This window comes from Thermococcus fumicolans (assembly GCF_055386755.1).
The window spans coordinates 764399-776738 of record NZ_AP042424.1 but is presented as its reverse complement, the minus strand read 5'-3'; the positions used below and the strand labels follow the sequence as shown (position 1 = coordinate 776738).

General features: G+C 50.8%; 13 protein-coding genes. 9 read left to right on the top strand and 4 right to left on the bottom strand.

Annotated elements, in window-relative coordinates; genetic code table 11:
- The first annotated feature begins 72 nt into the window (after positions 1–72).
- The 3 genes from ACZ5AM_RS04375 to ACZ5AM_RS04365 are packed head-to-tail and all read left to right on the top strand — an operon-like array spanning position 73 to position 1236.
- On the top strand, positions 73–513 hold the full coding sequence (locus ACZ5AM_RS04375; RefSeq protein WP_464915654.1) for an ArsR family transcriptional regulator: 441 nt from the start codon (positions 73–75) through the stop codon (positions 511–513).
- Between the two features lies 1 nt (position 514).
- Positions 515–1006 (top strand): hypothetical protein, encoded by a 492-nt coding sequence (locus ACZ5AM_RS04370; RefSeq protein ID WP_464915653.1) that lies wholly within the window; start codon positions 515–517, stop codon positions 1004–1006.
- Complete coding sequence (locus ACZ5AM_RS04365; RefSeq protein WP_464915652.1) at positions 1003–1236, top strand: hypothetical protein; 234 nt, start codon at positions 1003–1005, stop codon at positions 1234–1236. The genes ACZ5AM_RS04370 and ACZ5AM_RS04365 overlap by 4 nt, the downstream gene beginning before the upstream one ends.
- A 52-nt stretch (positions 1237–1288) precedes the next feature.
- On the opposite strand, the gene ACZ5AM_RS04360 is transcribed toward ACZ5AM_RS04365, so the two are convergent.
- From ACZ5AM_RS04360 to bgaS, 3 genes are read right to left on the bottom strand one after another with little or no spacing between them, the layout of a single operon-like run.
- Positions 1289–1762 carry a PIN domain-containing protein gene (locus tag ACZ5AM_RS04360; protein ID WP_464915961.1) on the bottom strand — a complete coding sequence of 158 codons (474 nt, stop codon included), beginning with the start codon at positions 1760–1762 and terminating at the stop codon, positions 1289–1291.
- Between the two features lie 22 nt (positions 1763–1784).
- Positions 1785–2000, bottom strand: a complete 216-nt coding sequence (locus tag ACZ5AM_RS04355; protein ID WP_464915651.1) for a hypothetical protein — start codon at positions 1998–2000, stop codon at positions 1785–1787.
- A gap of 6 nt (positions 2001–2006) precedes the next feature.
- Entirely contained in the window at positions 2007–3539 is a 1533-nt protein-coding gene (gene bgaS / locus ACZ5AM_RS04350; protein ID WP_464915650.1) for a beta-galactosidase BgaS, read from the bottom strand.
- Between the two features lie 162 nt (positions 3540–3701).
- Here bgaS and ACZ5AM_RS04345 point away from each other — a divergent pair, with 162 nt between their 5' ends.
- The 6 genes from ACZ5AM_RS04345 to ACZ5AM_RS04320 are packed head-to-tail and all read left to right on the top strand — an operon-like array spanning position 3702 to position 11153.
- A complete protein-coding gene (locus ACZ5AM_RS04345; RefSeq protein ID WP_464915649.1) occupies positions 3702–5585 on the top strand; it encodes an ABC transporter substrate-binding protein in 1884 nt (627 codons plus the stop codon).
- A 55-nt stretch (positions 5586–5640) separates the two neighbouring features.
- Positions 5641–6642 carry an ABC transporter permease gene (locus ACZ5AM_RS04340; RefSeq protein WP_464915648.1) on the top strand — a complete coding sequence of 334 codons (1002 nt, stop codon included), beginning with the start codon at positions 5641–5643 and terminating at the stop codon, positions 6640–6642.
- The gene (locus tag ACZ5AM_RS04335; RefSeq protein WP_464915647.1) at positions 6643–7569 is read left to right on the top strand and encodes an ABC transporter permease; all 927 of its coding nucleotides are present in this window, start codon (positions 6643–6645) and stop codon (positions 7567–7569) included.
- On the top strand, positions 7566–8537 hold the full coding sequence (locus ACZ5AM_RS04330) for an ABC transporter ATP-binding protein (RefSeq protein WP_464915646.1): 972 nt from the start codon (positions 7566–7568) through the stop codon (positions 8535–8537). Before ACZ5AM_RS04335 ends, ACZ5AM_RS04330 begins: the two co-directional genes overlap by 4 nt.
- Complete coding sequence (locus tag ACZ5AM_RS04325) at positions 8534–9490, top strand: ABC transporter ATP-binding protein (RefSeq protein ID WP_464915645.1); 957 nt, start codon at positions 8534–8536, stop codon at positions 9488–9490. Before ACZ5AM_RS04330 ends, ACZ5AM_RS04325 begins: the two co-directional genes overlap by 4 nt.
- Positions 9453–11153 carry a glycoside hydrolase family 5 protein gene (locus ACZ5AM_RS04320; RefSeq protein WP_464915644.1) on the top strand — a complete coding sequence of 567 codons (1701 nt, stop codon included), beginning with the start codon at positions 9453–9455 and terminating at the stop codon, positions 11151–11153. Before ACZ5AM_RS04325 ends, ACZ5AM_RS04320 begins: the two co-directional genes overlap by 38 nt.
- Here ACZ5AM_RS04320 and ACZ5AM_RS04315 read toward each other — a convergent pair.
- Positions 11117–12313, bottom strand: coding sequence for an MFS transporter (locus tag ACZ5AM_RS04315; RefSeq protein ID WP_464915643.1), 1197 nt, complete (start codon positions 12311–12313; stop codon positions 11117–11119). The genes ACZ5AM_RS04320 and ACZ5AM_RS04315 overlap by 37 nt on opposite strands.
- Positions 12314–12340 lie beyond the last annotated feature (27 nt).

Genomic DNA, 12340 nt, shown 5'->3' with positions numbered 1-12340 from the left:
TGCCCATTTCTCTTTCTCATCTGCTCACCTCCGAGCAAAAACCCTTTAGGGTTGAGCAGACAACCAACCAACATGCCCGATGAGGAACTGGCCAGGGAAGTCCAGGAGCTCAGGAAGGCCCTTGAAGCGCTCAGGGCCAGCTTCGAGGTCGTTTCTCGTATGGCCCAGTCCTACCTAAGGCTCCTCAACGTTTACGCCGAGTACGGCGGGCTGAGCATAGACGTCGTCGTTCCCGAGATAAAGCACGACCCGATAGCGAGGGAGATAGTGAAGGTCCTCTTCGACCTCAGGAAGGCCAACGTGAGCCAGATAGCGAGGGAGCTCAAGGGCAGGCGTGGTAGGGCCTCTAGGAACACCGTCCGGGCCAAGCTGGAAGAGCTCAAGCGGCTGGGCGTCGTGAGGGTGGTTCCCTCAGAGAGGGGCAAAACCTACGCCCTCTCCCGGGACGTGGTCAGGAGGTGGTTAGAGCTGATCGGAATGCCGATTAGGTTTGAGCAGACTAAAGATTACTGAGGTGGTTGACGTGGGGGAAGTTGAGAAGGGCAAGCTTGAGGAGCTCCTCAGGGAGCTGGTCGAGGAGATAAGGAGCGCTAAGAGCGAAGAGGAAGTTAAACTCCTGGAGAAGAAGGTTGACATGGTGGAGGACCTCATAGAGGCCTACTACGGCGACAGGGACATCGAGCAGGCGGCGAAGCTCATGGACAAGATAGGGCCGATGATAGAGGACATCCTTGAGCCCTTGAAGGACCTCCTGACCGAGCTCTACAGCCCGGAGAAGATGCAGGCCATGGGCAAGAGCGTGGCGGAGTTCTACAAAAACCTCGTCGAGGCGGGCATGGACAAGGAGGCCGCCCTCGAACTGACCAAACAGTACATGGAGAGCATCAACGCGGCCAAGATCCTCCTTGAGACCTTTACAGGGCTTATGAAAGGTAGAGGAAGCCACTTCGGAGGAATAAGCATGTCCCGCGGAAAGAAGGAGGAACCCGGGGAGGAGGACGAGTGATTCTCCGCCCCCTTCTTAAATTTCTCCTCTTCCACCTGCCGAGGATAGCCTTCCGGGTTGCCGGCCTACTCCGCGTTATAAACCGGGGGAAGAGGGCCTTTGGGAAGGCCCTTAAGGCGGAGGGGCTTCCGGAAGAACTCGTCGAGGAGCTCCTGAGGGAGTTTAATCCTCTTCAGAACGTTAGTCTCCTGGAGCAGATTAACCAGTGGAGGTTTAAAAAGGAACGCTAACAATCTTTTTCCCAAGAACTGTTAACATGGCACTGTAACCATTGAGTACATACTACAAAGGCTGTCGAGCCACTTTCTTCGCCTCTTCCTCGACGAGACTTTCAATTTCCTCCAAGAATTTGGTGTAACTTATAACATCCAAGCCGTACTTGGAGAACATCTCGTATTTCTTGGCTTTCTTGTCGTTTACTACAAGTAAAGACTCAGTAAGGATAGCCGATGTCGCAGTCATGAGATCTGAGAAATCCGGAATTATCCCCTCCCTTACAATCGCCCCACCAAGTTCGGCCATCTTCTCCATAAGCTGATCCGAGACTTCTACAACATTAAATACCTCCTTGAGGGCTTTTATTTCCTCACCAATATCTCCCATTAGTAGGGCTTTTGTTATAAGATACGAATTTGCAGAGGGCAGGGGAACGTAGACCTGAAACTCAGCCAGAATGAACTCAAGTATCTCCTTGTTCTGCTTCCTTGTTATCTTAAGGAATGAAACTGGATCAAAGGAAATTCTCTCCGGAAGCATCCTCAAGACGAACCCTCCCTCCTCACTCCTCATAACTCTCAAGCAGGGATATTATCATGTCGGCCTTGTCATCATCCAGAGCTACCTTCTCGGCCTTCATGTCAAGCTCAACTGAATGCCAGACTTCTATGAGCTTCTTTAAAACCTCAGTATAAGACCTTGCGTCCAGCTTGGCTTTCAACTGCTTTATTGCCTCCCAAGTTTCTTCATCAACGGCTATGGTCTTCATACACCCCATCACCCCTTATTGCTTGATCCCAAACTCTTTGTGGAGTCCCCTTGTTGTTCCCTCTGACACTATCCTGCTGAAAACTTCTACACTTCTCTTTCTGGGCTTTCTTTCTTTTGTTATTAAGTTTACCTCATAAAGGCCAAAGCGCATCCTGAACCCTAGAGGCCACTCGTAATTGTCAGTTAGGGCCCAATGAAGGTATCCATTTACCTTATGACCCTCTTCATAGGCCCGTTCCACCATAGCCAAATGACTGACAAGGTAGTACGGCCTAAGCACATCCTTTGAATCCGCAACTCCGTTTTCGGTTATATAGAGCGGAAGCCCATACCTCTCCGCTTCGACTATGGAATCGTAGATACCCTCCGGGTAGATCTCCCACCCTATGTCACTCACGGGTCTCCCGGACTTAGAAGTCATCCCCGGCCTACAGGCGTAGCCGTATCCCGGAACCCCCTTAAAGGACACAAGGGGCAACGTTGGGAACTTTGGATCCTGCCACTTAACGACCTCCCTAGTGTAGTAGTTTATGCCAATCCAATCGTTGCCCTTTAGGTAGGGCAGATCAGCAAAAGTCTCCCCATCGAACTCAATGTTGAGTTTTCCCCATGTTATTGCCTCCAGAAATAGCCTGCTGTGGAAGAAGTTGTCCATCTCAGCCGCTTTAACGTCCTTTTCATCCCTCGGGTTTTCAGGATACGCCACTCCTATGTTATTATAGATTATGCCAACATCAGCTGGCGCCTTGGAGTCCCTGTCCGCCCTCTCCCTGTCGAATTTCTTTATCATCCTGTAGGCGAGGGCGTGGGCATTTATCATGTTCAGCATTGCAAGTCTAACAGCCTCTGGATTCATGACCCCCGGAGGGAACCCGGAATATGGAGCTAGGTAGCCGAGTTCGACAACAACCATTGGTTCATTAAAGGTGCTCCACATGTCCACAATATCGCCGAATTTATGAGCCATATAAGCGGCAAATTTAGCAAACTCTACCACGGATCTTTTACCTACCCAGCCGTTTCTGCCGTTTGTGAGTGCTTTTTCCCTCGCGGCTATTGGATCATGGAGCCAGTAGGGGAGGGTAAAGTGGTTGAGGTTTACAATAACCTTGAACCCCTTCTCCCTGAGATTGGATATGACTCTACGATAGTATAGAACCTCTCTCTGATTGGCAATCTCATCCAGCTCTTCAATGGTGTCTTTGTCGATTTTGACGCTTTCCACGAGGTCATATGAACTATCAATGGAATAATCTACATCAACTGGAGTGGTTGGCCAAGGAAATATTCGGCTCCATTCAATCCCTATGCGGTATGCATTGAGATTCAACCCCCTTGCTATCTCGTGGTCTAGTTTGTACAATTCATAACTGTTTACCCCATCCTCAGGCAGATCCCCGCTGACTAGTCCCTTCTCAATGTTATCCTTGTCCCGAACCCAGTGCCACCAATCCGTGTTTGTATCTATATGCCTCCGGTATTTATCTCCCATCTCAAACTGGAACCCAGACTGCGAAACTCCCCAATAAAAATCCTCAGGGAACATGACATTGGCCTCCCGGTTTTCCTGAGATTATAAACTTCACCATTATTTATAAATATTTCCCAGATTCCATAAGAACTGTCCCAGTATTATAAATAATAGCAAAACTTATAAGACATGGGGCCATGTTATATAACGATGATGCCCAAGTTGGAGGTGCAATGAATGAAGAAATTTATTGTGGCCATGGTTGTGGGAATGTTCTTTTTGAGTATTTTTGGTCAGTACAGTGCAGCGGCGGACCAAATTCAACTCCCCCGCGATGAAACACTCTACGTCGGAGGTGGCCTTTGGAGCCAACCAAACAACTTCAACCCCACTGTCAGCTGGGCAGCAGTTACTGGGACTATCGGGCTTATCTACGAGACCCTTTTCAGTTATGATCCCCTAAAGGACCAGCTTGAGCCATGGCTAGCTGAAAGCGGTAAGTGGATCTCAGACGACACGTATCGCGTGGTGCTTAAGAAAGGACTTACATGGCAGGACGGAAAACCCCTCACTGCAGAGGACGTAAAGTTCACTTTCGACTATGCTAAGGAGAATCAGGGGTTGAGCTACTCACCAATCTGGGGATGGCTGAAGGAGGTAAAAATCGTTGATAACAGAACCGTGGATTTCGTTTTTAGTGAACCGCACTATGAAGAATGGAAGTATTGGCTATACAGCATTGCTATAATACCAAAACACATCTGGAAAGACATAAAGGAACCGCAGAGCTTTGCAAACACTGAAAACCCAATTGGATCCGGAATGTATAAACTCTACCGCACTGACCAGATGAGGTTCATTCTCATAAGGAATGACAACTGGTGGGGAATCAAGTACTATGGAAAGCCCGCTCCGAAGTATATTGTTTACGTGATAGTCTACAGCAACAACCTCGCCCTCTCAATGCTTGTTAAGGGTGACCTTGACTGGAGCAACTTCTTCATTCCCGGAGTCCCGGACGTTAAGTCACAGTATGGGATCGTGACATGGTTTGACAAGCAACCCTATCACCTGCCGATAAACACGGCTTTTCTGTTCCTGAACACTCAGAAAGGACCCCTAAGCAACCCAGAGTTCAGGCGTGCCATCGCATATGCCATAAATCCAAAAGAGATAGCGGCAAGGGCCTCCCAGAACCAGGTTAAACCCGCCGATCCAACGGGGTTACTCATAGACTATCCAGTTTTCAAGAAGATATATTACCCAGATGCAGTTAAAGAATACGGTTTCACCTATGATCCAGCCAAGGCCAGCCAGATCCTTGACCAGCTCGGGTACAAAGACATAAACGGCGATGGTTACAGGGAGACCCCCGATGGAAAACCCCTCAAGTTCACAATAGAGGTTCCCTACGGCTGGACTGACTGGATGGAAATGACGAGGGTCATAAGCGAGAACCTTCAGATGGTAGGGATAAGGGTCGATCCAAAATTCCCGGACTACAGTAAGTACTGGGACGACATAACAAAGGGTCAGTTTGATATGGCGATCAACAACTTCGGAAGCCAAGTTTACGCGACTCCCTGGCAGTGGTTCAACTGGGTGCTCGATCCGAATGTGGCCCCCATTGGGAAAGCAACTTACTCCGGGAACTGGGGCAGATACAAGAACGACCGCGTTGCCGAGCTCCTCCATATGATAAACGTGGAGAAAGATGAAAACAAGAAGATCCAGTACTACCACGAGCTTCAGGAGATATTCCTCAAAGAACTGCCATACATACCGCTGATATACAACGGAGCCTGGTTCGAAGCAAGCCCTCAGCACTGGACCAACTGGCCGACGGAGCACAACCCCTACGCACTGCCCATAACCTGGCAGAACTACTGGCAGATGGGAGGAGCCAAGGTTCTCCTTAGCATAAAACCGGTTCATGCAACTCAAACCACCGCAACATCAAGTACGACATCATCAACAACTAGGCCATCGACTTCATCTCCAACCACAAGCAGCCCCAGCCCAAGGACAACTACCACCAGCAAAGGCAAGAGTGGAATCTGTGGACCAGCCTTGATCATTGGCCTGGCCATCGTCCCGTTACTTTTAAGAAGACGCAGGTAATTGTTTTATTTTTCTTTTTTTAAATTTCAAAATTAATAATCTGGAGGATTTCAAAATGACAGGGATAAAGAGGTACCTCCTACGAAAGACACTTATATACATACTGACCTTTTTCTTTGCAGTCACGATAGACTTTATAATCCCCAGGATAATGCCGGGCGACCCCATAGGGGTTCTCCTCTCAAGGTTTGCCACTCTACCACAGGCGGCTAACTATCTTCACAGCTATTTTATCCAAGCGTTTGGCCTTGACAGGCCTCTGTGGCAGCAATACCTCTCATTCTGGAACGCCGTCCTTCATGGTGACCTTGGCATAAGCATTTATTATTATCCCAAACCCGTGGCCCAGATACTAAAGGACGCCCTTCCGTATGATATCGCACTTCTCTTCCCGGCCCTGGTGGCAAGCTGGTTTGTTGGCAACTGGTTAGGCGCCATTGCCGGGAAAAATAGAAAGCTCGACAACTACCTGATGCCCGTTTTCTACTTCCTTCAGGCATCCCCGTATTTCTGGCTTGCGATTATACTCTCCTATCTGTTCACGTTTAAACTCGGATGGTTTCCAATATCCGGCGCTTACAGTTACGGCATAATTCCCTCCCTCAGCTGGGAGTTTATAAAAGATTATCTACACCACTGGATACTCCCCTTCCTGAGCCTTTTCATGATTCAACTTGGGGGCTGGGCTATTGGAATGCGCAACATGATACTCTACGAGGTCGAAGCCGATTATGTCAGATATCTAGAGGCGCTGGGGGCAAGCGAAAGAACTCTGATGAAGCATGCCTTCAAAAACGCCATGTTGCCTCAGGTTACTGGACTAGCCATACAGCTCGGTCTACTGGTTGCTGGAAACGTTACGGTCCAAGTTGTTTTCTCGTATCCGGGCATTGGCTACGTCTTGATGCAGGGCATAATGAACCAAGACTATTTCCTGATTCAAGGAGCGTTTCTTGTGATAATCCTGACAGTATTAGCCGCCAACTTCGTAATAGACATACTCTATGCATTCATTGATCCAAGGGTGAGGGCAAGCTACACAGAGGAGGGAGTATAAATGTCATTAAAGAACACCCTCAACGTGGCACTTAGGAATACAAAATTCAAAGTAGGCATAGGAATAGTCATTATTATGGCACTATTGGCCCTGTTCGGGCCTTTAATAACTCCCTTTGACAGCATGGGATATTATCCGATCGAATTCGGGAATCGGACGTTCCCAAAGCCCACTACTCCATCCCTTCCTCCAATGTCCGTAGACACAGTTTACGGCCCTAAAGGTGTTGCCAACGTCACCCACTACCTTGGAACCGACAGCTTCGGCAGGGACATTTATGCCCAACTGACATATGGAATGAGGTCTTCATTTCTGATCGGGATCACAGCGGGGGGGCTTGCAACTTTTCTCGGACTGATAATAGGTTTCATAGCGGGATACAGAGGAGGATGGACGGATGAGATCCTCATGATGATAACCAACATTATGCTCGTCATACCCACCATGGCCCTTCTCATTATAATTGCGGCATACCTCCCGTACAGGGGTATTGGAATAGAGAGCTTTATCATCGGGTTGACCGCATGGCCTTGGACTGCTAGGGCCGTTCGCGCTCAGACGCTGTCCCTGAAGAATAGGGAGTTCGTACACTTGGCCAGACTCTCAGGCCTAAGCGACCTAAAGATAATCTTCGGAGAGATAATGCCGAACATGATATCCTATGTGTTCATGGTGTTCATCCTGCAGTTTGGAGGTTCAATACTCGCGGCAGTCGGGTTAGACTTCATTGGTCTGGGCCCAACTAGGGGCATGTCCCTTGGGATAATGCTCCAGCAGGCTGTCCTCTGGAACGCAATAACTCTAGGATACTGGTGGTGGATCATTCCGCCGGGACTAGTCATCGCGATTTTGATAACCGGCCTTTACTTCATCAACACCGGCTTGGACGAAGTCTTCAACCCGCGCCTCAGGAGGGGTGGAGAATGAGCCTCCTCGAAGTCAAGGACCTCAGAATCTACTACAAAACACCCATGGGACCTGTCAAGGCCGTCGATGGAGTGAGCTTCGACATCAAGGAGGGCGAAGTCTTCGGAATTGCCGGTGAGAGCGGGTGTGGAAAATCAACCCTCGTCCACTCGCTCATCCTCAGAAAGCCGCCCATGTTCCACGCCGGCGGAAAGGTCCTCTTCAAGGGGAAAGACCTGATGGAGCTGAGCGAAGAGGAAGCGAGGAAAATCCGCTATACCGGGCTTTCCATAATCCCGCAGTACGCCATGAACGCGCTAAATCCAACCAAGAAGATAAAGGACATCGTCTGGGACTTGGCAAGAGAACACGGGCACGACGACAGGAACGAGGTTGAGAAACTCCTCCGCGAGAGGCTGGCAATGGTAAAGCTCTCGCCCAAGGTGGCTGATATGTATCCCGTCGAGCTGAGCGGCGGAATGAGGCAAAGAGCAACAATGGTCGTCTCCACGTTGCTCAACCCAGACCTCCTCATAGCGGACGAGGTAACCTCTGCCCTGGACGTCACAACGCAGAGGGTTGTGATAGAACTCCTCCACCACTTCATGGAGGAGGGCATCGTCAAGTCCATCATCTTCGTCACCCACGATTTAGCCTTACTCGACAAGATTGCAGACAGGACGATGATACTCTACGCTGGCAAGGTGGCGGAGATGGCTCCAACGGAGGAGATGATCTCCAACCCGGCGCATCCCTACACGAAGCTTCTCCTCGACTCGCTTCCCAAAATGGGCGTCCAGTACAGGAAGCAGAAACTTCGGGGAATTCCGGGCTATCCGATCAGCCTCCTCAACCCGCCAAAAGGCTGCCGCTTCTACACCCGCTGTCCCTACGTCATGGATCGCTGCAAAGACGAGGAACCGCCGCTCGTCAAGGTAGGGGAGGAGCACTACGCGGCCTGCCACCTTCTAGGAGGTGAATCACAATGAAAGAACTCCTCAAGGTCGAGCACCTGACGAAAACCTTCACCTCGGGAATGATCGGCGGTTACGAGATCAGGGCAGTCGACGACGTCAGCTTCGAGATAAAACCCGGGGAGATAGTCTCACTCGTCGGCGAGAGCGGAAGCGGCAAAACAACCGTCGGAAAACTCATCCTCCGCCTCCTCACGCCAACATCCGGCAGAATACTCTTCGAAGGCAAGGACATAATGAAGCTCACCAAAAAAGAAATCAAGAGGGACTACTACCGGAAGGTCCAGGCCGTCTTCCAGGACCCGTTTGCGAGCTTCAATCCCCTCCACGAGGTTGACAGGGCCTTTGATCTGGTCTTCAGCTCATTCCTTCCGGAGGTTGGGGCGGAAGAGCGCGAGGAGATGATTAACGAGGCCCTGAGAAACGTCGGCCTCAACCCTGCAGAAATCCTCGGGAAGTATCCCCACCAGCTCAGCGGCGGGCAATTACAGAGGATTCTCATAGCAAGATCCCTCCTGCTCAAGCCGAAACTCCTGGTTGCGGACGAAGCGGTCTCGATGCTCGATGCGAGCACGAGGATAGACATTCTAAACCTCCTCGGCGACTTCAGGGATAAATACGGCACCTCGGTTCTCTTCGTCACCCACGACCTGGCTCTCAGCTACTACATCAGCGACTCGACGATAATCATGTACCGCGGGACGATAGTGGAGATGGGCGACACGGAGAGGGTCTTCCACAATCCGCTCCACCCGTACACTCGGATGCTCCTCGAGAGCGTTCCCGATTTGAATGTGAAGTGGGAGTTCAAGGGGATTGAGCCTGAAAAAGAGGAGGAGGCTGTTTACTCGATTCAGGGCTGTCGTTACGCTCCAAGGTGCCCGAGGGCCAAGGATGTCTGCTTCAAAATCCGCCCGGAGCTGAGAGAACTTGAGAAGAACCACTGGGTTGCATGCCACCTCTACTAACTGTCACGGGAGAGATATTAAAGCCGCTGGCCGTGGCAACCACCCACCGTGGGTGGGGGTGACCTCCCCCCACCCTCTTTTCTGGTTGAGGGTCTTTGTGGTTTTATTACTCCTCACATTTTTCACAGCCCCCCCTGTTGCCGCCATTGACTATACGACGGTCAACTACACCACGGGAGAAGGTCTTATCTTCATTCACAACTCCACAAATAATGAGACAAAGCCCCTCTATCTTCACGGTGTCAACTGGTTTGGCTTTGAGCTCAAAGATCACGTGGTCTACGGTCTCGATAGAAGAAACTGGAAGGATATACTAAACGACGTCAAAAGGCTGGGATTCAACGCAATCCGGCTTCCCTTCTGCAGCGAATCCATAAAACCCAATACAAAACCCAATCCCGAGAGAGTAGACTACTCCCTAAATCCGGACCTCAAAAACTTAACGTCCCTTGGGATCATGGAGAGAATAATCTCCTACTCAAACGAGATCGGGCTCTACGTCCTCCTTGACTACCACAGGATAGGATGCACAGAGATAGAGCCCCTCTGGTACACTCAAAATTACACGGAGGAACAATACATCGAGGACTGGCTTTTCCTGGCTAAAAGATTTGGAAAGTACCCCAACGTAATAGGTGCCGACATCAAAAACGAACCCCACGGGGAAGCTGGATGGGGAACAAACGACGACAGGGATTTCCGTCTCTTCGCTGAAAAGGCCGGAGAGAAGATACTCAGAGTGGCCCCCCACTGGTTAATCTTCGTTGAAGGAACGCAGTACACCCACGTGCCAGAGATAGACGGCATCATTGAGAAAAACGGCTGGTGGGCTTTCTGGGGCGAGAACCTGATGGGCGTGAGGAATTATCCTGTAAGGTTGCCTAAAGAAAAGGTCGTGTATTCCCCCCACGTTTACGGGCCGAGTGTTTACGTAATGGACTACTTCAAAAGCCCGAACTTCCCCGACAACATGCCAGCCATATGGGAAGCCCACTTCGGATACCTCACAGGTTTGGACTATACCATTGTAATCGGGGAATGGGGTGGAAAATACGAAGGTTCGGACAGGGTGTGGCAGGACGCCTTCGTCAAGTGGCTGACCGGAAAGAAAATCTACAACTTTTTCTACTGGTGTTTGAACCCTGAGAGTAGCGACACTGGAGGGATATTTCTCGACGACTGGAAGACCGTCAACTGGAACAAAATGAGGCCCGTTTATCGCCTCATAAAAGCCTCCAATCCGCAATTTGAAGAACCTCTCTATATAATCTTGAAGAGCAACACGACAACGTCAGTTCTCGGATATGGAGAGAAAGTTAGGATATACTGGTATACTAGTGGAGAAGTCATTGAGTCAAACTTTGCAAAAGGAAATGAGGGAGAGGCCAACATGACGTTGACAAAGAGCACGACGTTCTACATAGTGGCGAAGAAGGGAAACCAGACCCTTAGAAAGGAGTTAAAGCTCTACATTATAGGCACAAAACCTCAGAACACCACTAACACCAGAAACAAAAGCAGTTCCTCCACAACTATTCACACGACAAAGCCACCAGAAAAGATAGGTAAAGGCCACTATTCAGCAGGATATCTGATCCTTTTTCTGACCCTTGTGATAATCCTCGGCTACCTGCTGACCTCCCAGAGAAGGGGCGAGGGGTAGTTACCCCCTCTTGAGAGAAACACAAACATCATCCCCGCCAGCATGAAGAAAGTCAAACTAAAAGCGTACGGCAACGTCGCATGGACGCTCGCGAGAAAGCCGGCTACGATGGGCGCGATGATGCCTATTACCTTTCTGTAGCTCGATATCGCCGCGTGGAACTCGCTCGCCCTCTCCTTCGGGATCAGTTTGAAGGTCCAAGAGCGATAGAAGGGGAACCAGAGGGTGTTGCCGAAGTCGCCGAGCGCGTGGACGGCCAGAACGGCCCAGAACGGTGGAGAGAGGGCCATCAGGAGGGCGTAGAGGGCGTTGAGGAACATGCCGAAAGCTATCGCCTGGAAGCCCTTCCCCCTGGGAACGCGCTCGCTCGCGTAGGTCCCTATTATCGAGGCGAGACTGCTCACCACTGCCACGAGGGTCACCTCGAAGACGGTCTTCTTCAGGGTGAAGACGATGTAGTTGATGAGGACTATCTCGGGAGCCAACTCCCAGGCGAGGGTGAGCAGGGCCTCGAACGCCAGGAGAACCTTAAACTCGCCCGCTCTGAACGTAAAACCCTCGGGTGTTATCCTCTCCTCCCTACCCACCGACGGGAGAAAGAGCTGGATGTAGGCGACGGTAAAAGCGGAGAAGAGGCCGAAAAATATGAAGGCCCAGCGGTAGCTCTCCGGGCCGGGGTAAACGTAGCCGAGGACGTAGCCCATTACCGGAAACGTCAGGAGCCTTGAGATTTCCGGCAGGCGGAGGTGCCAGGCGAATATCTCCTCGTACTTATCTTCAGGATAGATTATCTGCTCGTAGGCCCGATAGAGCGGGTAGAGCATGGCGGAGAGCTTCTCTATCGTCCTTCCTGCGAAGAGCAGGAGTGGAGCGACGGCGCCCTTCGCGAGGCCATACAGAACGTAGGCGACCCCATCGAGGACGTCAATCGCAATGAGGCCCTTCTTGATGTCCCAGCGGTTGAAGGCCCGGCCGAGGAGGTAAGTCAGCGGAATGGAGGCGAGGTTTACAGCCGTGAAGAACGCCCCCACCTCGAGGATGGAGTAGCCGGTCTCCATGAGGTAGAGCGGGAAGAGTATCCAGACTATCAGGCTCGGAGCGATGAGCGTATGGTAGAGCATGTAGGCTTTGGCATCTCGCGGAATCTCACTCCAGCGCATGTTTTCACCTTCGGCTTAAACGGCTTT